This window comes from Proteus vulgaris (assembly GCF_016239305.1).
In the GTDB taxonomy this organism is placed as follows: Bacteria; Pseudomonadota; Gammaproteobacteria; order Enterobacterales; family Enterobacteriaceae; genus Proteus; species Proteus vulgaris_C.
Genome location: NZ_JAEHOQ010000014.1, coordinates 85,593 through 110,804 on the forward strand (window position 1 = coordinate 85,593; position 25,212 = coordinate 110,804).

Annotated in this window: 24 protein-coding genes, 1 other RNA gene and 1 CRISPR repeat array; of the genes, 11 read left to right on the forward strand and 14 right to left on the reverse strand. The window is 35.8% G+C overall.

The window, feature by feature from the left end; genetic code table 11:
• Positions 1-2: 2 nt before the first annotated feature.
• The 6 genes from lepA to trmN all read right to left on the reverse strand — a co-directional run bounded on the left by lepA (position 3) and on the right by trmN (position 5,891).
• Complete coding sequence (lepA, locus tag JEP40_RS11690) at positions 3-1,799, reverse strand: translation elongation factor 4 (protein WP_115350079.1); 1,797 nt, start codon at positions 1,797-1,799, stop codon at positions 3-5.
• A 302-nt stretch (positions 1,800-2,101) separates the two neighbouring features.
• Entirely contained in the window at positions 2,102-2,566 is a 465-nt protein-coding gene (gene rseC / locus JEP40_RS11695) for a SoxR-reducing system protein RseC (protein ID WP_198623687.1), read from the reverse strand.
• Between the two features lie 12 nt (positions 2,567-2,578).
• Complete coding sequence (rseB, locus tag JEP40_RS11700) at positions 2,579-3,547, reverse strand: sigma-E factor regulatory protein RseB (protein WP_198623688.1); 969 nt, start codon at positions 3,545-3,547, stop codon at positions 2,579-2,581.
• A gap of 46 nt (positions 3,548-3,593) precedes the next feature.
• Positions 3,594-4,223, reverse strand: coding sequence for an anti-sigma-E factor RseA (gene rseA / locus JEP40_RS11705; RefSeq protein WP_232799263.1), 630 nt, complete (start codon positions 4,221-4,223; stop codon positions 3,594-3,596).
• 38 nt (positions 4,224-4,261) lie between these two features.
• Complete coding sequence (gene rpoE / locus JEP40_RS11710) at positions 4,262-4,840, reverse strand: RNA polymerase sigma factor RpoE (RefSeq protein WP_023581594.1); 579 nt, start codon at positions 4,838-4,840, stop codon at positions 4,262-4,264.
• Positions 4,841-5,135: 295 nt separating this feature from the next.
• Positions 5,136-5,891, reverse strand: a complete 756-nt coding sequence (gene trmN / locus JEP40_RS11715) for a tRNA(1)(Val) (adenine(37)-N(6))-methyltransferase TrmN (protein WP_198623690.1) — start codon at positions 5,889-5,891, stop codon at positions 5,136-5,138.
• 264 nt (positions 5,892-6,155) lie between these two features.
• Between trmN and srmB the strand changes: the two genes are divergently transcribed.
• Entirely contained in the window at positions 6,156-7,520 is a 1,365-nt protein-coding gene (gene srmB / locus JEP40_RS11720; protein ID WP_198623691.1) for an ATP-dependent RNA helicase SrmB, read from the forward strand.
• A gap of 145 nt (positions 7,521-7,665) precedes the next feature.
• Here srmB and grcA read toward each other — a convergent pair whose 3' ends face one another.
• The gene (gene grcA / locus JEP40_RS11725) at positions 7,666-8,049 is read right to left on the reverse strand and encodes an autonomous glycyl radical cofactor GrcA (protein WP_023581591.1); all 384 of its coding nucleotides are present in this window, start codon (positions 8,047-8,049) and stop codon (positions 7,666-7,668) included.
• A 334-nt stretch (positions 8,050-8,383) separates the two neighbouring features.
• Between grcA and ung the strand changes: the two genes are divergently transcribed.
• Positions 8,384-9,064, forward strand: coding sequence for a uracil-DNA glycosylase (gene ung, locus JEP40_RS11730; RefSeq protein ID WP_198623692.1), 681 nt, complete (start codon positions 8,384-8,386; stop codon positions 9,062-9,064).
• A gap of 117 nt (positions 9,065-9,181) precedes the next feature.
• Here the strand turns inward: ung and grpE are convergent, their stop codons facing one another.
• On the reverse strand, positions 9,182-9,793 hold the full coding sequence (gene grpE / locus JEP40_RS11735) for a nucleotide exchange factor GrpE (protein ID WP_087803270.1): 612 nt from the start codon (positions 9,791-9,793) through the stop codon (positions 9,182-9,184).
• Positions 9,794-9,893: 100 nt separating this feature from the next.
• On the opposite strand from grpE, the gene nadK reads away from it, so the two are divergent.
• The 3 genes from nadK (at position 9,894) to bamE (ending at position 13,018) form a co-directional block, all read left to right on the forward strand.
• A complete protein-coding gene (gene nadK / locus JEP40_RS11740; protein WP_198623693.1) occupies positions 9,894-10,793 on the forward strand; it encodes an NAD(+) kinase in 900 nt (299 codons plus the stop codon).
• An 87-nt stretch (positions 10,794-10,880) separates the two neighbouring features.
• On the forward strand, positions 10,881-12,542 hold the full coding sequence (recN, locus tag JEP40_RS11745; protein WP_198623694.1) for a DNA repair protein RecN: 1,662 nt from the start codon (positions 10,881-10,883) through the stop codon (positions 12,540-12,542).
• Positions 12,543-12,655: 113 nt separating this feature from the next.
• Positions 12,656-13,018, forward strand: a complete 363-nt coding sequence (gene bamE, locus JEP40_RS11750) for an outer membrane protein assembly factor BamE (protein WP_036935295.1) — start codon at positions 12,656-12,658, stop codon at positions 13,016-13,018.
• A 202-nt stretch (positions 13,019-13,220) separates the two neighbouring features.
• On the opposite strand, the gene JEP40_RS11755 is transcribed toward bamE, so the two are convergent.
• The gene (locus JEP40_RS11755; RefSeq protein ID WP_369961909.1) at positions 13,221-13,517 is read right to left on the reverse strand and encodes an RnfH family protein; all 297 of its coding nucleotides are present in this window, start codon (positions 13,515-13,517) and stop codon (positions 13,221-13,223) included.
• Entirely contained in the window at positions 13,507-13,941 is a 435-nt protein-coding gene (locus tag JEP40_RS11760) for an SRPBCC family protein (protein ID WP_006533588.1), read from the reverse strand. Before JEP40_RS11760 ends, JEP40_RS11755 begins: the two co-directional genes overlap by 11 nt.
• Positions 13,942-14,096: 155 nt before the next feature.
• Between JEP40_RS11760 and smpB the strand changes: the two genes are divergently transcribed.
• Positions 14,097-14,579, forward strand: coding sequence for an SsrA-binding protein SmpB (gene smpB / locus JEP40_RS11765; RefSeq protein ID WP_109407355.1), 483 nt, complete (start codon positions 14,097-14,099; stop codon positions 14,577-14,579).
• A 59-nt stretch (positions 14,580-14,638) separates the two neighbouring features.
• Positions 14,639-15,005: a transfer-messenger RNA gene (gene ssrA, locus JEP40_RS11770) on the forward strand.
• Positions 15,006-15,196: 191 nt separating this feature from the next.
• Positions 15,197-15,524: direct repeats of the CRISPR family, unit length 28 nt; unit sequence TTTCTAAGCTGCCTACGAGGCAGTGAAC.
• A gap of 536 nt (positions 15,525-16,060) precedes the next feature.
• Here the strand turns inward: ssrA and JEP40_RS11775 are convergent.
• Positions 16,061-16,510, reverse strand: coding sequence for a DNA translocase FtsK (locus JEP40_RS11775; protein ID WP_198623695.1), 450 nt, complete (start codon positions 16,508-16,510; stop codon positions 16,061-16,063).
• Between the two features lie 733 nt (positions 16,511-17,243).
• On the opposite strand from JEP40_RS11775, the gene JEP40_RS11780 reads away from it, so the two are divergent.
• The gene (locus JEP40_RS11780) at positions 17,244-18,119 is read left to right on the forward strand and encodes a leucine-rich repeat domain-containing protein (protein ID WP_198623696.1); all 876 of its coding nucleotides are present in this window, start codon (positions 17,244-17,246) and stop codon (positions 18,117-18,119) included.
• A gap of 411 nt (positions 18,120-18,530) precedes the next feature.
• On the opposite strand, the gene JEP40_RS11785 is transcribed toward JEP40_RS11780, so the two are convergent.
• Positions 18,531-19,112: a histidine phosphatase family protein gene (locus JEP40_RS11785; protein WP_198623697.1), complete on the reverse strand. Its 582-nt coding sequence runs from the start codon at positions 19,110-19,112 to the stop codon at positions 18,531-18,533.
• A gap of 482 nt (positions 19,113-19,594) precedes the next feature.
• Between JEP40_RS11785 and JEP40_RS11790 the strand changes: the two genes are divergently transcribed.
• Positions 19,595-21,145, forward strand: a complete 1,551-nt coding sequence (locus JEP40_RS11790) for a methyl-accepting chemotaxis protein (protein ID WP_198623698.1) — start codon at positions 19,595-19,597, stop codon at positions 21,143-21,145.
• Between the two features lie 228 nt (positions 21,146-21,373).
• Here the strand turns inward: JEP40_RS11790 and yafC are convergent, their stop codons facing one another.
• Positions 21,374-22,273, reverse strand: coding sequence for a DNA-binding transcriptional regulator YafC (gene yafC, locus JEP40_RS11795; protein WP_198623699.1), 900 nt, complete (start codon positions 22,271-22,273; stop codon positions 21,374-21,376).
• A gap of 254 nt (positions 22,274-22,527) precedes the next feature.
• Entirely contained in the window at positions 22,528-22,818 is a 291-nt protein-coding gene (locus tag JEP40_RS11800; RefSeq protein WP_198623700.1) for a putative quinol monooxygenase, read from the reverse strand.
• Positions 22,819-23,127: 309 nt separating this feature from the next.
• Here JEP40_RS11800 and JEP40_RS11805 point away from each other — a divergent pair, with 309 nt between their 5' ends.
• Positions 23,128-24,288: an MFS transporter gene (locus JEP40_RS11805; protein ID WP_198623701.1), complete on the forward strand. Its 1,161-nt coding sequence runs from the start codon at positions 23,128-23,130 to the stop codon at positions 24,286-24,288.
• Between the two features lie 228 nt (positions 24,289-24,516).
• Positions 24,517-24,660 carry a hypothetical protein gene (locus JEP40_RS11810; protein ID WP_198623702.1) on the forward strand — a complete coding sequence of 48 codons (144 nt, stop codon included), beginning with the start codon at positions 24,517-24,519 and terminating at the stop codon, positions 24,658-24,660.
• Positions 24,661-25,212: the final 552 nt, after the last annotated feature.

A 25,212-nucleotide genomic window follows, 5' to 3' on the forward strand; every position in this document is an offset into this window, starting at 1 on the left:
AATTATTTATCTTTACCAACATGAAGGATGGCTAAAAACGCTTCTTGTGGTAACTCTACATTACCAATTTGCTTCATACGTTTTTTACCATCTTTCTGTTTCTGTAACAGTTTTTTCTTACGGCTAACGTCACCACCATAACATTTGGCTAATACGTTTTTACGTAACTGTTTAACAGTTGAACGAGCAATAATATGGTTACCAATTGCTGCTTGAATAGCGATATCAAACTGTTGACGTGGAATAAATTCTTTCATTTTTTCCACCAATTCACGTCCACGATAAGGTGCATTATCGTTATGTGTAATCAATGCTAATGCATCAACACGATCGCCATTTATTAAGACATCGACACGTACCATGTTAGAGCCTTGGAAGCGGATAAAGTTATAGTCTAAAGAGGCATAACCGCGTGATGTGGATTTTAATCGGTCAAAGAAATCTAAGACCACTTCAGCCATTGGAATTTCGTAAGTCAATGAGACCTGATTACCATGATAGACCATATTGGTCTGAACACCGCGTTTTTCGATACATAAAGTAATTACATTACCTAAGTATTCTTGCGGTAATAACATATGACATTCAGCAATAGGCTCTCTGATTTCTTCTATATTATTCAGTGGCGGTAATTTAGACGGACTATCCACTAATACAATATCACCATTGGTCATTTCAACTTCATAAACAACGGTTGGTGCTGTTGTGATCAGGTCAAGGTCATATTCACGCTCTAAACGCTCTTGGATGATCTCCATATGAAGAAGACCCAAGAAACCACAACGGAAACCAAAACCTAACGCTGTTGAGCTTTCTGGTTCATAGAATAATGATGCGTCATTAAGACTTAGTTTTCCTAATGCATCACGGAATGATTCATAGTCGTCAGAGCTAATTGGGAATAAACCCGCATAAACCTGTGGCTTCACTTTTTTAAAGCCTGGTAATGGTTTATCTGCTGGTTTTTGTGCTGCTGTTAAGGTATCCCCAACAGGGGCACCTAAAATATCTTTAATACCACAAACAACCCAGCCTACTTCACCACAATTTAATGATGTTGTATCAATTTGTTTTGGTGTAAAAATACCAATACGGTCAATGTTATAAACTTGGCCAGTACTCATCACCTTAATTTTATCGCCTTTACTCACTTTACCGTTTTTAACACGGATCAGTGAAACAACACCAAGATAGTTATCAAACCATGAATCAATGATCAATGCTTGTAATGGGGCTTCAGGATCACCTTCAGGTGCTGGAATTTCTTTGACAAGACGTTCAATAACTTCTTTAACACCTATACCTGTTTTTGCGGAGCAACGTACTGCATCTGTGGCATCAATACCCACGATATCTTCAATTTCTTCAGCAACGCGCTCAGGTTCAGCCGCAGGTAAATCTATTTTATTTAAAACCGGAACGACGGTGAGATCCATATCCATCGCTGTATAACAGTTTGCTAATGTTTGTGCTTCAACCCCTTGTCCTGCATCAACGACCAATAAGGCGCCTTCACAAGCAGCAAGTGAACGAGATACTTCATAAGAGAAGTCAACGTGTCCAGGGGTATCGATAAAGTTAAGCTGATAAACTTCACCGTCATCTGCGGTGTAATTCAAGGTTACGCTTTGCGCTTTGATTGTAATACCACGTTCACGCTCAAGATCCATAGAATCAAGAACCTGCGCAGCCATTTCACGATCTGATAAGCCACCACAAATTTGAATAATTCGATCTGATAACGTCGATTTACCGTGGTCAATATGTGCGATAATGGAAAAGTTACGTATGTTTTTCATTCTGAAATTATTTTTCTCTATTGCTTTGCTCTATAAATCTGGCTTTGGAGTCATTCATGGACACAAAGCGAAAACTCTATATTGCAGGAGTTATTATTGATGACGCATTCTACACACTAGAGACATTATACTCAAAGAAACGTTCATCAAACACAAACATTTATGCTAAGACTTACATTTATTTGTGATTTTTTTAAGGTAATTTCCAGATATTGAAACGCGTTAATTTGAGATGAAAACAATAATGAAATTAGCCAAACAAAAAATAATGGGGCTAATGCCCCATCTTTTTTATCTGCTAACTACTCTTGAAATTGAACCTTAAGTTCATGAGGAGGAAGGCCTATTTGTAATATAACAGGCTCAAATCCTTCATCTCTACTCCACCATGTTGCCACTTTTTTTGCTAATAAAAAGCCAAGAAGACCACCAATAAGGCCACTACAAAAAATAGCAAACTCACTGGAAAACCAAAGGCTCGCAATGCCCGCGACAATAAATAAGCCAATCAGTGGCGTTAAATACACCAACATAGCAGAAAGAAGTAAATTATTTTCAGGGATCCCAACTTCCACTTTTTGCCCTTCAACTAAAGGTTGTGCAACAGGAAGTTCGAGTTGGTGAACAGTTTCGGGTCCTATTTTATTTAATAAATAAGAGCCACACGCTGCACGAGCTTGGCAACTACCACAGCCAGAAGAGGAACCGTAGCGCAATAACGCTCTTCCTTCATGCCAATGTATAACTGTTGCCCACTCTTTAACCATAACTTATACCTTTTACTTTTTCGTAAATACAACACTGTTGACTATCTTCTGTGCTGTAGAAAATGGTAATTGACCAATAAAGGTAATTTCATTGCCTTCTTTGTCATAGGTATAAATTGTATTACGACCATACCTTAACATTTTATCGCGTTCGGGCGAATTTGTTTGCTGACCACTTTTATTAACATAAATAGAGAAGTCAAATAAGCCATCGCTAAATAAAATAGACTGACTAAACTCAGTTTCAGAAATCTGATGATTACTACGTTTTACTTCTTTAAAACCATCAGGTAACTCGCTGACTGACCAGTTATAAACTAAAGATTTAGATTTAGGGATAAGTAACACTGGCGGCATATTCACAGTACGCAATGAACTCAATTTTGTTTCAACCTCATTGCCTTCATTCACCGTGATCACTCTAAATTGTTCAATAATGTCATTATTTTTATCTAAGAGATCCACTCTTAAAGGAAGATATCTTTCTTCATCAATAAACAAGACATAATCATAACGGTCATTATTTTTTGATAGCACTCGAACAACACGGCTCGGAATATCACCAATATGGGTTCTACCTGCATCGATAAAGTTATAATATCCCGATAATTCATTGAAATCCTGGTAGATAATAGCAGGAACATAATCAACGATATGATCATTTCTCAAGCTAAAGGCATCTAATCCTGGCTCAAAATAGCTAATTTCATTACCACGTTGAACAATTTCACGGCGTGTACTATCCATTTGCATTAGTTGTGCAATAGGCTTGCCATCAATAAGAGCATGACGATAGCGAATAGGAACAATACCTTGAGAATTGATATTGATAAAAGATAATTCATAGGTAGAAGTTTGACTTGTATGACCCATCTTTTGCAACAAAGCCTCGACACTACCTGTTTGAGGTTGTGCCAAGGCTTGTATCGACATTGACAGGCTGCCCGCCAACAATAAGGCGGATAACCATGATTTTTTCATTACGACTGTTTTATTCCCACACGTTATTTATACATTCACGTCGTTATTATTGCTGTGCTACTACTGGTTGAGTTACACCTTGCTCATTCAGTGGTGCTTCATTTTGTGGTGCATTATAAATACGACGATCTAACTCGTACTGTTGTAACATTAAGCCAAGACGCTGATTGCGCTCTTGTAAACGTGTTTGCTGGTCTTTGCCTAAAGTATCGTTTTGAAGATTTAAACTTACTGGCGCACCTGAACCCATAATAGGTTGGGTATTAAATACAGGTGTGTCTACTTGGAAATCTTCAGAACCATTCTTTCCATTATATTGCTGAACACCAACAATAACAGCTAATGAAACACAAGCCGCGACACCGATTTGAGTTAACTGACTTGCCCAAGGACGTAACGTTTGTAAGAAAGAGTGCTGACGCCATTGTGATGGCGCAGGTTGCTGCTCTCGTTGTTGTTCAGGACTTATGCGGACAGGTTCATTCTCTAAAGCGAGCGCAACGCGACTTGCGATATCAAAGTGGACTACTTCACCTACATCACCACGCATTGTGTCACGAATTAAATGGTAACGTTGCCATGTCTCTTTCATGGAGTCATCACGCGCAATTGTTCCCATTAATTCTTTATCAAGAACTTCGCCATCCATAAATGCAGAAAGTTTTTCTTTTTGCATGTAAAAGTACCTTTCAGTCAATGATGGTTCACCCACAATCAAAACTCTTGTATTAATGGTTGAACCTTATTATCAATAGCTTCTCGCGCCCTAAAAATACGTGAACGTACTGTTCCGACAGGGCAATCCATAATGACGGCTATCTCTTCATAGCTCAGTCCATCAAGTTCCCGAAGTGTTATAGCAACCCTTAAATCTTCAGGTAATGACTCTATGGTGTGAAAAACTACTCTCCGTAACTCTTCAGACAACATTAAATTCTCAGGGTTCGAAATTTCTTTTAATGCGTTTGGTGATTCAAAATTTTCAACATCACTCGCATCTAAATCATTCGAAGGCGGACGTCGCCCTTGTGCGACCAGATAATTTTTTGCAGTATTCACCGCAATGCGGTAAAGCCATGTATAAAAAGCACTATCACCACGAAAAGAACCTATGGCACGGTAAGCTTTAATAAAGGCTTCCTGCGAAACATCTGGCACATCACCCTGTGGTACATAACGGGAAATCAGGCTTGCTACCTTGTGTTGATAGCGGATAACCAGCAAATTAAACGCATTCTGGTCACCATTTTGTACCTTTTCAACCAACATTTGGTCCGTTAACTGCTCGCTCATTAGAGATGGACTCTCCCGAAGTCAAGCTTCGCACTATTTTTAAATGACTCCGTCATATTTACTCTCGTTATTCCTTCTCGTTTTTATGAGCTACGTGACTTAGAGCGTAAAAATAGTATGAAGTTCAATTCAATCATTATTTTAAGAGATGAATCACAAAAAAATTATCAGGGTGATCACCGACCAACATGCAATTTGCCAATAAAGAAACGATAACACAATGATATTATTTAGATATATACGATTACTTACAACAATATATATTATCTTAAACAATGTAATATTAAATATAGATTTAATAATATAAATAAAAGTCAGTTACCCAAGATTGAAACTTATCAGTGTAATGACCTTCATTATGACGAATAATAAGCTCTTCTATATTACATTCAATGCAACTTTCACTTTGCTTTTGAAAAGCTAACAATATTCGATGATAAGGTTTGTCTGCACTATCTTTGATATTCACTCGTTTGGCAATATTCCATCCTTTTTTTTCTGCTATTTCAATAAATTGTTCACCAATAGCATAGGGCAACACCACACAAAATAAACCGTTATCTGTAATAAGTGATTGTGCACTGTCCAATAATCCCTCATGCGTTAACGTTTTGGTATAACGAGCTTGTTCACGAATATCATTGCGACAAGCAATTGCTGGCTCAAAATAAGGAGGATTACTGACAATTAAATCATATTTATCTTGTGTTTGTTCTACATAATGATGAATATCACAATGATAAATATGAATTAATGAACACCATTGTGATGCTTGGGCATTATCTGTAGCTTGTAATGCTGCGTTTTCATCAAGTTCAATGCCATCAATAGACTCAATTTGGTTTGCCCGTTGAGCCAACATTAAAGCAACTAATCCACTTCCCGTACCGATATCAAGAGCTTTTTTTACATTTTCAATAGGTGCCCAAGCACCTAATAAGACACCATCTGTCCCGACTTTCATTTCACACTTATCATGAGCAACAAAAAATTGTTTAAATGTAAAACCGCCTTTGCGTAATCCCGCTTTTTTCACTTTCTTTTGATTCATCTATTGGCTCTATTGATTCGTATTACTATCTCTTTTTTATTACTTATCATTCATGTCATTGAAAAAGAGATATATGGTATGATAAAGCTTCTGCAACCCCTATCTTAACATTAAACTATTTGTATACGATGCGCGCTTATTTAGATTAAGCCTAAAAACAACGAATACCTTCGTCTATCGGTAATATATAATGTGATAGCGGTAAATCTGCTGGCTTTTAGCAGGGGATAATGTCAAAATCCGCGCCCTAAACAGAGGTATACAATGACAGCCACGACATTTTCTAGTCTTGAACTTGATGAAAGTTTATTGACCGCATTAGAAGAAAAAGGATATCAACGTCCTACTGCAATTCAAGCAGATGCTATTCCAGCAGCAATGGATGGACGTGATATTTTAGGCTCTGCGCCAACAGGCACAGGGAAAACTGCGGCCTTTTTGCTTCCGGCAATTCAACACTTGCTTGATTACCCACGTAAAAAATCAGGCCCGCCACGTATTCTTATCCTGACACCAACACGCGAACTTGCCATGCAAGTTGCCGAGCAGGCAAAAGAATTATGTGCGCATACACATTTAGATATCGCCACTATCACGGGCGGTGTTGCTTATATGAATCACGCTGAAGTTTTCAGCGAAAATCAAGATATCGTTGTTGCAACAACAGGTCGTTTATTACAGTACATCAAAGAAGAAAATTTTGACTGCCGCGCGGTAGAAATGCTGATTTTAGATGAAGCAGACCGTATGTTAGATATGGGTTTTGCTAATGATATTGAAACCATTGCGGGCGAAACTCGCTGGCGCAAACAGACATTATTGTTCTCTGCAACACTTGAAGGTAATGCCGTCATTGATTTTGCACAACGTATCCTTAATGAACCTGTTGAACTGAATGCAGATCCGTCACGTCGTGAACGTAAAAAAATTCAGCAGTTCTATTATCATGCTGATAACCTTGAACATAAAACAGCATTACTGGCAGCATTGCTAAAGCAAGATGATGTTAAAAAATCGATTGTCTTTGTACGTAAAAGAGAACGAGTAAGAGAACTCGTCTCTGCATTAGAAAAACAAGGTATTAAATGTAGCTATCTTGAAGGTGAGATGGCGCAAACACAACGTAATGATGCAATAAAACGATTAGAATCAGGCCAAATGAATGTATTAGTCGCGACAGATGTTGCTTCTCGTGGTCTTGATTTAGACGACATCACTCATGTGTTTAACTTTGATTTACCTCGTACTGCTGACGTCTATTTGCACCGTATTGGTCGTACAGGACGTGCGGGCCGTAAAGGTATCGCTATCTCATTGGTTGAAGCACACGATCATCCATTATTAGGTAAGATTGGCCGTTATGTTCAAGAGCCAATTAAATACCGTGTTGTCGCTGAGCTACGTCCAACCACTAAAGCACCGAGTCAAAAAGCAACGTTTAAACCATCTAAAAAAGTGCTGGCTAAACGTAAAGCGAAAAAAGACGAAGAGAAAAAAACAGTTAAAGAGAAAGTACGCGCTCGCGATCGTAAAAATATTGGTAAGCGTCGTAAAACGGCAACCAATAGCACGACAAAAAGTGTAGCACCAGTAAACTCAGCAAAAGAAACGCTAACAGATAGCGAATAGTCTGCATTATTTCTTCATTTATTTAGAACCGTAGCGAATTAATATCGCTACGGTTTTTTATTATTCAATAATGTTTATCGTGTATAAAAAAAGCCCGATATTTTCATATCGAGCTTTGGTATTAACTTATTACTTTAGTGAGAAATTACAGGCTTTCAGTGAAAGTACGAGTAATAACATCACGTTGCTGTTCTGGAGTCAGTGAATTAAAACGCACTGCATAACCAGAAACACGAATAGTTAATTGAGGATATTTCTCAGGATTGTTAACTGCATCTTCCAATGTTTCACGGCTTAATACGTTAACGTTAAGGTGTTGACCACCTTCTACACGAACAACCGGTTTAGATTCTACAGGTACTTCACGGTATTCGATATTGCCTAACTCTTTACGGTTAATCACTTGGCCTTCTTCAAAGCCTTTTTTAGCACAGATGCAACGAGCTTCGCCGTTTTCATCATCTAATAACCAGAAAGAGTGTAATAAATCGTCGTTATCAGCTTTAGTAATTTGGATACCAGTAATCATTTCGACCTCCAATATGGGCACAAAATCAAATTCCAATCTCGTATCAGAACTTGGGTATTTGGTCTAACCAATGTTTCTATCTACTTATATACCAGTATAAATGGCGCCATTCTTTGATTAATATCAATAAAATTCATAAGCACTTTGCTGATCAAGGCGCAAAGTGTTGTTTTAAATCAATAATCATTCCCTCTTCATTTGCAATTTTTTTTGTAAATTTTAAAAGAAAATTTGAAAATTCAATTAATTCTAATTTTTAAACCGTTATATTTTCATTCATTCAATGAAATCTGTAAGCTTAGGCACTATAAGATATCAATAAGGATTTTATGTTATGACTACCGCATTAACTTGGCATGATGTAATCGGTGCTGAAAAAGAAAAGCCTTACTTTCATCAAATTATGTCTCAAGTCGCACAACAAAGAGAAGCCGGCAAAATTATTTATCCCCCTCAAGAAGACGTTTTTAATGCTTTTCGTTTTACGCCTTTTGAAAATGTGAATGTTGTTATTTTAGGACAAGATCCTTATCACGGCCCAAATCAAGCTCATGGACTCTCTTTTTCAGTACGCCCAGGTGTACCTGCTCCCCCTTCACTCGTTAACATGTATAAAGAGCTTGAAAAAGAATACCCTGATTTTAGACGCCCTAACCATGGCTATTTAGAAAGCTGGGCAAAACAAGGGGTTTTATTGCTTAATACCGTATTGACCGTAGAGAAAGGCCAAGCACATTCTCACGCTAATTATGGTTGGGAAATATTTACAGATGCTGTTATTGAACAAATTAATCAGCGTAGAGAGGGGGTTATTTTCCTACTTTGGGGAGCACATGCTCAGAAAAAAGGTCGTTTTATTGATACAAATAAACACGTTATCTTAAAAGCTCCTCACCCATCACCACTTTCTGCACATAGAGGCTTTTTAGGCTGTGGTCATTTTAAACAGGCTAATGATATTTTACAGCAACAAGGCCGAACACCTATCAATTGGTATCTCGACTCGATTGAGTAACTCCTGTCTTTAAAAACATAAAACCGCACAATAACAAGAAGATTTATAAACTTCATATTGTGCGGTTTACTTTATCTACACCTAATAAAACGTGTAATAACGAATACTTTATTAATGCTATTTAGAAACAATAACCATAGCTGGGCGTAATAAACGACCATTTAAGGTATATCCTTTTTGCATAACATCAACAACATGATTAGATTCATGTTCAGGGCTATCAATCAATGTCATCGCTTGGTGAACATCGGGGTTGAATGCCACATTTTTTTCTTCAACCACTTCAATGCCAAATTTACGAACGGCATCTAAGAATGACTTCAGTGTTAACTCTAACCCTTCAATCATTGGTTTTTGCGATTCATTTTCATGATCAGCGGCAGATAAAGCGCGCTCTAAATTATCAAGTACTGGCAATAACTCATTAGAAAATTTTTCAAGTGCAAATTTATGTGCTTTCTCAATATCTTGTTGAGTACGACGACGCACATTTTCAACTTCAGCTAAAGCACGGGCCATGGCTTCACGCTCTGTTTTTTGTGATTGCTCCAGTTGTTTTTCAAGAGAATCAATACGCGCTAATGCCTCAACTAATTCAGCTTGAGCATTGAAATCCGCTTGTGCTTCTTCGGTCATTACCTGCTCTTGAGAATCATCCATTACAGATCCCATTCCTTCTTTTTCTTTTGAGACTTGCTCTTCATGTACATTTTGTTCTTTACTACTCATGAACATCTCCGCGTAGTTTTGGTATTCATCTTCATATTTAGTTTATTATGGGGATCAATAAACGGGTTTCAAGGAATTGGCGCAAAACGAGGGTAAAAAAATGCCAGATAATACCGTAACAGAAAAAAAACACTTTAAATGCATTGGCATTGTCGGCCATCCCCGCCACCCTGAGGCACTTTCAACACATGAAATGCTTTATCATTGGCTACAAGCTCAAGGCTATGATGTTATTATTGATACACAAGTCGCTCAAGAGCTAAAACTTGAAAATGCACAAACGGGTGATTTAACACAAGTGGGTAAAGTCGCTGATCTCGTTATTGTCGTCGGGGGTGATGGCAACATGCTCGGTGCTGCGCGTGTGTTATCACGCTATAATATCAAAGTCATTGGCGTTAACCGTGGTAACTTAGGTTTTCTTACTGATCTTGATCCAGATAATGCCTTACAACAATTAACCAATGTCTTAGCAGGGCACTATCGTGAAGAAAAACGCTTCTTACTTGAAGCTCGAGTCTGCGCAGAAGGTCAAAGAACACGCATTGGTACAGCGATAAATGAAGTGGTACTTCATCCTGGTAAAGTGGCTCATATGATTGAGTTTGAGGTTTATATTGATGATCGCTTTGCCTTTTCACAGCGTTCTGACGGCTTAATTATTGCTACCCCCACAGGTTCAACCGCCTATTCATTGTCTGCTGGGGGCCCTATTTTAACGCCCAATCTTGATGCTATTGCGCTTGTACCTATGTTTCCCCACACTCTGTCAGCACGCCCTTTAGTTATCAGTAGCGATAGCCAAATTCGCCTAAAATTCTCACAAACAAATATCGATTATGAAGTAAGTTGTGATAGCCAATTAGTGTTACCTATTAAAGAAGGCGATGAAGTCATCATTAAACGCAGCCGTCAAAAACTCAATTTGGTTCATCCGACTGATTATAATTATTTTAATACACTTAGCTCAAAATTAGGCTGGTCAAAAAAAATGTTCTAATTTTTGTGCCTCACTACTTTACTGTATAAAAAACCAGTTTATACTGTATGTAATTACAGATATGTTTTTATACACAGGAGAGGCACTATGCTGACTCAATTAACTATTAGTCATTTTGCCATAGTCCGTGAACTTGAAATCGATTTTTCTGGCGGCATGACTACCATTACGGGTGAAACGGGTGCGGGTAAATCTATTGCCATTGATGCACTAGGTTTATGCTTAGGTAACCGTGGTGATGCCAATATGGTGCGCCCAGGTGCAGCTAGAGCAGATTTATGTGCACGATTCTCACTCTCTGACACGCCGTCGGCACAGCGTTGGCTTGAAGAACATCATCTTGATGATCATAACGAATGCCTATTAAGAAGAACCATCTCTGCTGATGGGCGTTCTCGTGGTTTTATCAACGGTACTTCCGTACCCCTTTCACAATTAAGAGAGCTAGGTTCTTTACTTATCCAAATTCATGGGCAACATGCTCATCAGCAACTTTTAGAACCTCGTTATCAAAAACAACTGCTTGATATTTATGCTCATGAACCTGCTTTATTAAAAAGCATGAAGTCAGCCTATCAAACATGGCATCAAAGTTGTCAGACATTGGCCTCGTTTCAACAACTCTCTCTAGAAAGAGAAGCAAGACAACAACTTGTTGATTATCATTTAAAAGAGCTCAATGAATTCCAACCAGTACAAGGTGAATATCCTGAATTAGATCAAGAATATAAACGTCTATCTAACTGTGGACAATTTTTGACCTTAAGCCAAAATAGCTTGCAACTCTTAAGTGACAACGAAGAGCAAAATATTTTAAGTATGCTCAATGTCGCTAAACATGAAATTGCAGAACTTACCTCTATGGAGAGTCAATTTAATTCATTATTAGAGATGCTAGAAGAAGCCACAATTCAAATTAGTGAAGTTAGTGACGAACTTCGCCACTATAGCGATCGTTTAGAAATGGATCCTAATCGCTTATTTGAAGTTGAAAAACGTATGTCTAAATACATTAGTTTGTCACGTAAACATCGCGTAGCACCTGAAGAATTATATGTCCTTCATCAGCAATTAATTGAAGAGAAAAATGCTTTACTTCGCCAAAATGATGATTGTGAAACGTTAATCGAACAAGTGAAAGCAGATCATTTAATTGCGTTAAATATTGCTAAACAATTACATCAGGTTCGCCAACAATATGCTAATGAACTAAGCCAACTTATCACTAACAGTATGCATCAGTTATCAATGCCTCATGGTTATTTCACCGTTGATACTTACTTTGATGACAGTTCACTACAAATCGACGGTGCCACAAAAGTTGAGTTTAATGTCACCACAAATCCTGGACAACCTCACCAAGCTCTTTCTAAAGTGGCTTCTGGTGGTGAGCTATCTCGCATTGCACTCGCAATTCAAGTGATCACAGCGAAAAAAATGGATACACCAGCCTTAATTTTCGATGAAGTGGATGTGGGGATCAGTGGCCCTACAGCCGCAATTGTAGGAAAATTATTACGAGAATTGGGTGAATCAACTCAAGTAATGTGTGTCACTCACTTACCTCAAGTAGCCGGCTGTGGACATCAACACTATTTTGTTAATAAAGAAACAAACGGTGAAGAAACAGAAACCTCAATGAAACTATTATCGAGAAAAGAACGTTTACAAGAGCTCGCCCGTTTATTAGCAGGAAGTGAAGTCACCAAAAATACCTTAGCAAATGCGAAAGATTTGTTGGCTGCATAACGATTAACAAACTTTTATTGATATTTAGGGTCATAGGCAGAGCGTGAAAGGTTTTCAATTGCTGCGTTGTCGATTATCATCGTCACTATGACCCTAAAAGGAATGTAATAACCATGCGTTTTAAACTGTTAAAAGTTGCCGCCTTATCTTTAGTCGTAATGACTTCAGGTTGCTCTATGTTCGAGAGACTGGTTTATCACCCAGATATCAATCAGGGAAATTATTTGACACCAGCCGAAGTCGCAAAAGTTCAGCAAGGAATGACACAGCAGCAAGTTCAATTTGCCCTTGGTACGCCAATGCTTAAAGATCCTTTCGGAAGCCAAACTTGGTATTATGTTTTCCGTGAAGAGCCCGGTCACCAGAAAGTACGTCAAGAAACGCTGACACTAACTTTTGATAGCAATGGCATACTGACTAAGATTGACAAGCAAGGCAATATGCCTAATTTCTCAGCGCCTGCAACAAAAGCATAATGCTGTCATTGCGCTAAGAAAACTTAGTTTTGTATAAGATTGGCAAAAACGAATTGCACCCCATACGTTAAACTTTACGTTGGGGTGTGTTTTTATAAAGAGAAAATGCTTTATAGCAGTGCTGTCTTTCATTGTATCCGTCTGTAACCAAACGGCCTATCAATCTAGTATGTGACGTCCCTATCTTGGGCAAAGCATGATATTAATCCGCTTTTTGTCGTGCTTTTTCTGCACGTTTACGACGCATTTCTTTAGGATCGGCAATTAAAGGTCGATAAATTTCAACTCTATCACCGTCTCTCACATTATCACTTAGCTTTGCTGGTCGACTATAAATACCAACTTTATTCTTAGTTAAATCAATATCATTACAAATCGTTAAGATATTTGAAGCAATAATGGCTTGTTCAACAGTGTCCCCTAGCGTTAGTTCTACAGGGATAAGGTACTGTTTATCGGGTAACGCGTAGGTTACCTCTACCCATATTTTAGTCACGATAGATCTCTTTCGCTCTGTGAGTAAATGCTTGAACCATATTGTTCGTTAAATCTTTAAAAATACGGCCAAAAGCTAACTCAATTAATTTATTAGTGAACTCAAAGTCTAGCTGAAATTCTATCTTACACGCATTATCATCAAGTGCGGTAAACACCCATCCCCCAGTCAATTTACGGAAGGGGCCATCAACAAGACGCATATCAACACGTTCATTAGTCTTTAAAAAGTTATGGGTAGTAAATGTTTTACTAATTCCCGCTTTTGAGACATTTATTGATGCAATCATTTCTTCTGGTGTGCTTTTGATCAGTTTACTTCCAACGCATCCTGGTAGAAAATCAGGATAAGTAAGAACATCATTAACCAGTTTAAACATTTGCTCCGTGCTAAAAGGGACGAGAGCAGATCGACTAATCTGAGGCATAGTTATTCCTGTACGACAACACTGTGTGGATCATATCATTGAACAGTGACTAATTAAAAATCTAATGGAATATAGCTTAAGTTTTATGCAATTGAAAAGAAAACAGTCGGTTAAATGATTTCTTTCTATTGCTCATACAGTATAATGTGGACATTATGACAAAGAAAAAATCACACAAACCTGGTTCCGCGACCATTGCGTTAAACAAACGTGCTCGCCATGAATATTTCATCGAAGATGAGATTGAAGCGGGTCTGTCGTTACAAGGCTGGGAAGTTAAATCACTGCGTGCCGGTAAAGCAAACATCAGTGATAGCTATGTTATCATGCGTGATGGCGAAGCTTATCTTTTTGGTGCAACCATTACTCCTTTAAATGTTGCATCAAGCCATGTCGTTTGTGACCCGACTCGTACCCGTAAACTATTATTAAAACAACGCGAATTAGATTCACTTTACGGTCAAATCAATCGTGATGGATACACCGTCGTTGCTCTTTCCCTTTATTGGAAAAATGCATGGTGTAAAATTAAAATTGGCGTAGCCAAAGGTAAAAAAGATCACGATAAACGCGATACCATCAAAGATCGTGAGTGGAAATTAGACAAAGCACGTATCATGAAAAATGCTAACCGCTAAATTGCGTTAAGTACTAGCAATGACAAGTATTTTTCTGATATACTCGCTTTCAACAACTTGGGGCTGATTCTGGATTCGACGGGATTTGCGAAACCCAAGGTGCATGCCGAGGGGCGGTTGGCCTCGTAAAAAGCCGCAAAAAAGATAGTCGCAAACGACAATCAGTACGAAGCACTAGCAGCTTAATAACCTGCTTAGAGCCCTCTCTCCCTAGCTTCCGCTCTTAAGACGGGGATCAAGAGAGGTCAAACCCAAAAGAGATCGCGTGGAGACCTAGCTTGGGGTCAAAGCGTTAAACTTAATCAAGCTAGCTTATTCATGGCGCGTCTGTCCGCAGTGGGTAAGTGAAATTAAAGATAGACTAAGCATGTAGTACCGAGGACGTAGAAATTTCGGACGCGGGTTCAACTCCCGCCAGCTCCACCAAAATTCTCCATCGATGATTACCAGAGTCATTCGATGAAGTTCTAAGAGCCTGCAAGGCACAAGCCCTGCAGGCTTTTTTATGTCCTGTATAGTCTAATGTTACCTAATTAAATACAATCATCTTAGACTTTCCCATAACTGGATTTCTTAGTTGCCTATGTAGCGCTGGCGGGAGTTGAACCCGCATCTGATTTCTAAGCTGCCTGTGCGGCAGTGAACCAAATCAATGCCTTACATTTGATATTGCAAGATTTCTAAGCTGCCTGTGCGGCAGTGAACTGGTCGAGGTGCGATTGTAGTTAAGAGTACATTTTCTAAGCTGCCTATGCGGCAGTGAACCAACGGGTAAATTGGGTGATGCCGGCATTCAATTTCTAAGCTGCCTACGAGGCAGTGAACCTCCTAACGCTATCTGTTTTTGAATGCTTGAATTTCTAAGCTGCCTACGAGGCAGTGAACGCCGATATCATGCTGTCAGATAAAGCCCGTATTTTCTAAGCTGCCTACGAGGCAGTGAACAATAGCATTATCACGAAAAAATAAACTATGGCAAGGGATTAGCAAAATTTTGCTACTTTTACCTTATTAAAAATACCTAAAAATAACTTATTGTTTTTATTGATATTTTTAAATGGCTAAAAATAAAGGGTTGAGCATTGAATATTTAGGTTAAAACTAAAGTGCAAAAGTCTACTTTCCTGTTTCTTTCTTACTCCACTTATAACAACAAAATATGTTGATATGACTCAATTACAAATTTGTCTTATTACTGGTTAATGATAAGTAGTAGTATTTATTTGCTCCCTGTCATCTGCAAACATTATGTATCAAATTGAATTTATTACATTTTAAAAATAAATACGGGTGAAATCTTTAGCCTTATATCAACTATTATTTTTATATTTTCCAGGGAAATGTCCTTGTATTTGATTAGGTAATTAACTTTTTCTATTTAACACACTGCTAGATATTTAAATAAATTCAGAATAATGATAATCAAATAAGGCAATAGTCTTAATATTATTTTAGCCACACCCTCTAATAAAAATCACAAATCATATTAAAACAGTCCGGGTGCCATTATGATCAAGAATATTCACTAACCCTTGCATTTCTAGTTGCTCTACAATCATGGCACTTCTGTTATATCCAATTCTAAATTTTCTCTGAATACCTGATATAGAAACTCTATTTGTTTCTGCGATAAACTCAACAACGTCGTAAAATAAAATATCTAGCTCATCAAATTCGCTAGTTTTTAATAAATAATCAGTGTTAGAATTTAAATTAATATGTTCAGCCCTTTCCCATTTAAAAGAGTAATCTATTGCTTGCCGTATATCTTCATCAGTAACAAATGCACCTTGAATACGCTCTAACCTTTCAAGATAAGGTGATAAATAAAGCATATCTCCATTTCCAAATAATTCTTCAGCACCATTTTGATTTAAAATAGAACATGATTCTTTTTTAGAAGGCATAGTAAGAGAGATACGAGTCGGCATATTAATTTTCAGTTGATTATCTATGCTCAATAATAGTAGATTTCTTGTAGATAAAATAAATAAACTTATAAATAACAAAATTTAGAGAAAAAGGATTAACTAACGAGATTATTGAAGATGGAATTCGACATTTCGGTAAGAATGTAACCCTGTTTGCATTAAAATCATTTCCTCTTCATTTTGAATATCATAATACTCACAGTGATATTTATTATGGCTGAAAGATATGCAATTAGATTTGCTTAAAAAATATGAAGAAAAAGTATTTTCATATCTCAATCAATATTATGAATCACTTGGTTTTACTAAATTAAATGATGATAACATTATGATAAAAGTGATAGAGTAATGTTACTGGCATAATACTCGAGTGAATTTTGGACCAAAAAAGTTTGTTTTATATTAGTAAAATTCAATCTTGAATGGATGATAGAATTGCATTAAATAGGTTATATCTTGTTCTTTATTTTTTGATGTATGGTGCCAGCTAAACCTTCCATCAATAATAAATATATCCTTTAATTACAGATAGATACAAAGACCCAATTAAGAATATCAAACCTATTCTCTTTATAAATCCAGCGGTAATGAGGTTGAATTTTTCCCAAAAAATACCCACCCACGCTAATGATCTTTATTCTATTGCTTACTTTCTTTAAAATGGCAATATGATGATAAAAAAATCAGCTAACCAATAACTGCACATAAACAGTTTAAGATAAGGAAAATATAAATGTTACATCAGCACTCAACATCAAAATCAGAGTTAAACGTAGACTCAGCCACTCATAAAGAAATAGACTCCTTTATTACATCACCTTTTCTTTATACTATAATTAGTGCTTATAATAACCAGTTAGCGCATTTTCCTTTATCTATTCTTAAATGTAAACATCTCAATGTACTTAACCTTTCTTGCAATCAACTTACTGATATTCCTATTGAAATAGAAAAGCTAACTCAACTTAAAATGCTTGATTTAGGACATAATAAAATTAACCACATTATTGATGAGATAGGAAAATTAAAAGAGCTACAATTCCTTTATCTGAGTGATAACAGCTTAAATAAACTACCCGATACATTATCAGAACTCAGTAATTTATTATATTTAAATGCGACTGATAATAACTTAAAAGTGATCCCTAAAAGCTATGTTAAGTTAAAATCAATAAAAGAGTTACGGCTTTATAATAACCAAATAACTAATATATCGGGTGCGATTTCACACTTAAGTAATGCACGTGAAATCTATTTAATGAATAATAAAATCACAGAGATCCCAGATGATATTAATCATCTAGAACAAGTGAGAATATTAGATCTTAATAATAATAAAATTAGTTTAGTTTCATCTAATATTGCTAAACTGAAAAACATTAACACACTAAATCTTCGATTTAATCAATTAACTCAATTACCTAATGAAATCGGAGAGATATCCTCAATCCAACATATTGATTTGCGTGCAAATCAGCTTTCAACATTACCAGAAGGCATGATTAATTTAACAAAACTCACCAAACTAGATTTACGCTGGAACAATTTCACCACAGAGCCAACAATAATAAAAAAATTAAGAGATAATGGATGTGTTGTTTTTATATAAATTATTTAAAATATGAAGGCGCTAGCTTTACCCTAAAGCCTATTAGGAATAACTTTATATATAAAATACCGCTATTCTTTAAAGAGTAATAATCTTCAAGCCTATCGATATCGCTTTTCCACCCACTCTCACTCGACTAATTGTATTTTCCGTTGAATCAATAATAACGTGAATAAGAGAGGAGCATTACATTGCACGCCAGCAGAATTACTACCTTTATTATTTCGAGTAAATTAATTTACAAGGTGTACTTTAACCTCGTGATCTACTGAGCGTATAACTTCATTTTACATATATTTCCCGCATTACTTCAAATAGCATTCAGCCTGCGTGTAAAAATAGAATGTTTTAGCTCTATCTGGTATAGATCTATTTTAAATATCTTTTTTTAAGCGTTAGATAAATAATACACTAACTAGGGCAAACTTCCGACACACCATTCAATCCTTGTTGTCTTTGTTCAAATATAACGCTTTTCTTATCATCCTCTCGGATTATTTTTAAGATATAAATACTATCAAAATCACTGCTCTTCCATTTAGGGACTAATTTAGGATCTCCCCCTTCTTTCTTCATGATATCTCGTGCCACTTTGACTAAATTATCATGCTCCCATGCAATAAAAATAACTGAGTTTTCATATTGCTGACTTAACAGATCTTCACGTAATTCTTTTATCTCTTTAGCATGATAATGAAGATGGATAGGTAATGACATTTTAATAGCAATGGGAGAGATAGTTTGAAGTGAACGTAATGAATTACCTAACTTATTTTGCTTAGGCGTGGCTGCGAATAATGCGTCAGGTTTGCCAAATTGATTGATAAGTACATCAGGTAAAGCGAGAGCTCTATTTAATCCTTTACAAGTCAGTTGCCCACTTTCATTATCAGGTTTTTCACCATGCCTTATAAAAACGAGTGTTTGATCTGAATACGCCATATGACTAAATCCTAAAATAAATACGCTCAAAAATATAAATACACTGCGCATACAGCGTTACCTTTAAGTCAATTAAGTATAAGAAATATGGAGAGTTAAGTATATTTAACATTAACCATAAATTCACTAGTTACAGATCTCTCAGTTTATCATAGTCAAAAATTTTTCAGGGACGGTATCATCTTAATCGTGCAAATTAACCATTTCTTATCTTCCTAATCTTCAAGATCAAATTAACATACATAAAAACCAAACAAACAATTGTTAACAAAAAATAAAGAATATCCTTAGTTATTATTACTGAGTCCTCAACTTTATAAAATTGAATGAAAATTAAATACTAAGCGCATTTAGATAAAAAAAGGGAAGAAATCTCTTTTTTACACTAAAAATAGTGTGTTAAAAATCAATGCAAGTCTTTTTATCTGCCTTTATTTCGTTTAATGACTAAAGTTCTGTCACTGCTTACCGATACTGTCTTTTCTTCAATAAGTTACTAATACTTATTAATTATTATTTATCCAGGGTTAAGCATGTTCTTTAAAAACGTTAAAATTCGTACAAAGTTAACTATCGCATTTGCAACATTGGTAATGTTAATTATATTGGGTTCTAGTTTCGCATTAATGGGATTGAATAGTGCGAATCAAGATATTCATGATGTTGTTGATGATATTTATCCAGCCACAGTAAAAGCCAATTTGCTAATTAATAATTTCAATGAATTTATTATCTTCCAGCAACTCACCATGCTCGATGAGCAAGGAAGTTTAGCCTCTGAACAAGAGAGCAAAAAGGCTGAGATCACCGCCAAGGTTGCTCAATTACTTAAAGAGTTAGAGGAAACAGCTCACGATAATGAGTCAAAAAAAATACTCGCTGAAGTTTATGAGATCCGCCAGAAATATATCACCTCTCAAAATTTTGTAGTAAAAGCATTTAACGAAAATAATCGGCACGCTGCTGTTAATGAATTAATCACCAAAACAGCAGGTATTCAACTTATGTATCGCAATAAACTTTTGGAGTTTATTGAGTTACAAAACCAAAAAATGAATAAGGCAGGTGATGCTGTTGAGCGTGATTTTATTGAGAAGAGAGTATTTTTAGTATTATTAACGCTTATTAGTATTATTGTGGGTAGTGTTCTAGGGTGGTTTATTACGAAAGGTATTACTCGCCCGTTAGATGAAGCTATAAACCTTGCTAAAGCGATTGCTAATGGTGATTTAACACAAGAAGTAAACACCAATTATCATGATGAGGCTGGAATGTTATTACAAGCGCTTGCTGAGATGAAAATCCATCTATTAGATGTTGTACAAAACGTACAAAACGGTGCTGAAAACATTTCATCTGCTGCTGAACAGATTACAGCAGGTAGCCAAAATTTAGCAGCCAGAACAGAAGAACAAGCAACCTCCGTAGAAGAAACGGCAAGCTCAATGGAGCAAATGACTTCAACAGTTAAAAATACAACGGAGCACACTAATGACGCAATTAATGTTGCTGAAAAAACAGAAATTGCTGTACATCATAATGGTGAAATGATGCTACAGTTAACGGAAAAAATGAGAGCAATCAATAATTCATCATCTCAAATGACAGATATTATTAACTTAATTGATTCCATTGCATTCCAAACAAATATTCTTGCACTTAATGCTGCGGTTGAAGCAGCAAGAGCTGGCGAACATGGTAAAGGCTTTGCCGTTGTCGCGAGTGAAGTCAGATTATTAGCACAAAAAAGTGCTGATTCAGCAAATGATATACGTACACTGATTGAAAACTCATCAACCCAAACACAAGAAGGGATGGAGTTAGTGGAACAAGCTGAATTACAGATCCAAAAAATGATCACAGATGTTGAAGAAATCAGCGCATTATTACGAGAAATTGGACAAGCGAGTAATGAACAAAGTGATGGTATTTCACAAATCAACAATGCAGTAAGCCAGCTTGATTCGACAACACAACAAAATGCAGGATTAGTAGAAGAGTCGGTTGCTGCTGCAGGTTCACTCAATGAACAGGCACTCAATCTTAATAAATTAGTCAATTACTTTCAGATTAAAAGTATCTAATACTTAATTGAATCAGTTATTGGAAAATAAAGGTCACCTATATTGTATTGTGGTGGCCTTAAAAGGTTTTTTTCTATCATCCAATCGAAGATAGGAATTAATTATTTTAGCCAAACACGTGTGTCAAATGGGCTTTATATTCGACAATATCTTTTATCCCTGTAAGATTGTCTTGCTATCACACTAAGATAAGCGGTAATAAATTAAGGACATGAGTAAGCCAAAAAGTTATAGCTTTAATGTGTCAGATAAATATTGCGTTAAACTATCAATAAAAACGCGAATACGCTGGCTCACGACTCGGTCACTATAATAAACAGCATGAAATGGCCAAGATACCGGTTGTAATTTATCGTCGAATAATTCAACCAAATTACCCTCTTGAATATCCTTATTTAGCATAAAATCAGATAAACACGCTATTCCCTCGCCATTAACACAAAGTCGCCTTAATGTCTCTCCACTATTTGATGACAATCCCTCGATAACATTTAGTAATGTTCCTTTTTCAATTTCTAAAGGCCATGTATTTAATGTAGCCGGCTCTGTAAACGTTAAACAAGTATGATGACGTAGATCTGAAACAGAATTAGGTTTCCCATAACGTTTTATATAGCTAGGAGAAGCGACAATTTTACGATAACTATTAAATAAAGGGCGAGCACGTAGACTTGAATCCGTTAATTGTCCTACACGTATCGCGACATCTACTTTGCGTTCAATTAAATTTACAAAGGTTTCAGAAGAAACCAATGAAAGAATAATATCGGGATATTGTTGGCGAAAGATAGAGATAAACGGGATCAAAAGATGTAACACAACTGGCGTTGCCGCATCAATACGTAATAAGCCTTTAGGTGAACTTTGTGTGCCATGTAATTCATTTTCAATTGTCTGCATCTCTTGCAAAATAACTTTCATTCTTTGAAAGTACAATTCACCTTCTACCGTAAGGCTAATTTGTCGAGTCGTTCTATTAAGTAAATTAACACCCAATTTATCTTCTAGCTTTTTTACTGTTCGGCTTACTGCAGAGTTGGCAAGATTTAATTTATCAGCTGCTTTTGTAAAGCTTTTATGTTCAACAACTTCAACGAATACATGAGCTTCTTCTGACGTTGCTCTCATATAATAAGCCTCTGTGGTATTAGGTAATATATTGAGATTTAAGATACGGACATTTTTTCATTATTGCAATTAAGTTAATAATAGGACGAAAATAGTGAGTTATTGCGAATAGTTTGTTCTATATAAATAAATACTAATACTTAAAAAAAACAAGCAGATACATACAATGGGATATCTGCTTAAATGATGACTTGAGTATGCAACTCACCGGTTTAAAAAATAGGTGGTACATTAAAGAAGGAGGATAAATCAAATTAAGCTAATTTTTCTATAAATTTAATGTCTAATGAATCAATTTTATCTTTTAAATTTTCAATAAATGTTTTCATGTGTACCGTTTCATTATGTTTATCAATAGCTTTCTGGCTTTCCCATATCTCAAAGAAAATAAATGTTCTTGACTGAGTTGTATCCTTATGTAGTTCATATTGGATACAGCCTTCATCTTGAAGGCTGGGTTTTATCATTGCTTTGCAAGCGGATAACACCTCATTTTCATAATTTTCTTTCGCTACAATCGTGGCAATTAATCTAATATTGTTCATACAAAATCCTATAATCCAACATAAATAAGAGTGGCAAATTTAATAACAAACTAGAATAACTCTAACATAATTCTTACGTTATTCTTCATTCCATTATTTACATTCAAGCAAAATTAATTATCGACATCACCATTATCGTGATCGTATCTCTCTTTGTTAAACATCATCTATTAACATAAAACTCAATAAAAATTATTGCTATTACAGCAATAGTCTATTGTTTTTTACTTTATTTATTGCCTTAAGTTATCTCATTACACTACTGCCATATTAAATATTGAGTTATTACTCATTTTATTAGGAATATTTATGAAAGCATTTCTTCCCTTATTAGCGCTAGCTACTGGGGCTTTTGCCATCGGTGCAACTGAATTCACACCAATGGGATTATTACCAAATATTGCCTCCGGTTTAGATATCTCAATCACAACTGCCGGTGGATTAATTACAGGCTATGCTGTCGGTGTCATGATAGGTGCTCCTATTATAACCTTAGGCTTAGGGCGATTAACAAAACGCCATGCTTTGGTATTTCTATTATTACTCTTTATTGCTGGTAATTTATTAGCCTCGCAAGCTGACAGCTATTGGGGCTTAATGATGGCTCGTTTAGTGACGAGTCTTAACCATGGTGCCTTTTTTGGGATTGGTTCCGTTGTTGCCGCTAGCCTTGTCGAAAAACACAAACAAGCTGCGGCGGTTGCAGCAATGTTTATGGGATTAACTATCGCAAATTTAGTCGGTGTGCCATTAATCACCTGGATAGGTCAACAATATGGCTGGCGTTTAGCTTTTATACTGATTTCAGGATTAGGTTTTATAACCTTAATTGGCTTGATTCTGTTTCTTCCGATTATCCCACAAGGTAATAAACCTAATATCAAATACGAATTAAAAGTATTAACTCGTTTACCTGTTGTGCTGGCCTTACTCACAACGGTATTTGGTGCCTCTGCTCTTTTTGCACTTTATACTTATATTGCACCTTTTTTAATTAACATTGTGCATATCAATGAAAGTGATGTAGCGATGTTACTGGTTGTTATTGGTTTAGGATTTACAGTAGGTAATTATTTAGGTGGGAAGTTATCAGCAAATGGAATTGAAAGAACGCTGGTCATATTTTTTGTATTACTGATCGTGTCTATGCTCATCCTCCCCCTTGTTTCAAATAACCTATACCTAACTGTGATCACGCTCTTTATTTGGAGTGTAGCAAGTTTTGCACTTGTACCTCCATTGCAGATAAAAACAATGCAGATTGCGTATGATGCACCAAGCTTAGTTTCTTCTGTCAATATTGGGGCATTTAATTTAGGTAATGCTATTGGTGCTATCATCGGAGGGATAGCATTAAAATACAGTTACAATATCGTGCCATTAAGTGCTGCTTTAGTCGCTATCATTGGTTTATTACTGGTTTTTTCACAATTAAAAATAAAAAAAGCACCAGAAAAAAGCTTAGCCTAGATAATTAGTGCTGAATTGAAGGTGAATAAAAAGAGATCAAGTTCACAATTTGATCTCTTCTTTTTGTGTGTAATATATCAAAAAATAAAATTCATACGATTATTTCAATGTTAGACAAATTGTTTATAACGCTGACTTAATTTTAGAAAAAAGTACCACTTCAAATGTTAAATCCTAAAACATCACTAACATAATCGCTGATTTTTGTTATCAAAACAGGGCTATTTAATGATGGAAATAATCTTTTCATCATCAATGTTCTCACAATTAATTACCCATAATAATGCCATTAGTTGTGGAAAAAATACTGATAACGAAAAAGAAAGAAAAGAAGCAACAGTTGCTTTCCACCAAAAGAAAATACCTCATTAGAGGTTATTACGTAGTTAATGCTACAATGATTATCTATACACTCATTTTCAGCCAACTTTTTTTTATCTTAACTATTTGTATGACAATTACCAAGGTGAAATCTATATCTCTTCTAAAATGAGTCCAGCAATTTCAAAAAAATTTTACCTTTTCTTTTTTCTTTAAAGAATCCATTTAAGCACTCTAAAAAAGTAAGCAAACTAGTTTAATAATGTATTCTCTATTATTAAAAATAAATATATTGTCTATTTTTTCATGATGAAAAAAGAAAAAATATAGCTATACTTTTTTATCCATATAATGAATATCGCTTTATATATGCCGTTATATAAGTGGATTTAAAAAGAACCATTCTCATTTATTAATCACTCTCCCTCATCAAACATTCGTTATCCTCATGATTTGTATTACAAATGATAGGACTCATAAAACTGAATAACCATGCCCCTCAAGCATCAAAAAGAAGTTAATCATTGATGATAAACTCGTATTAAAAATCATTTAAACAATTAATATAAAAATATTAAATATGTATAATAAAAAATCAAAAAA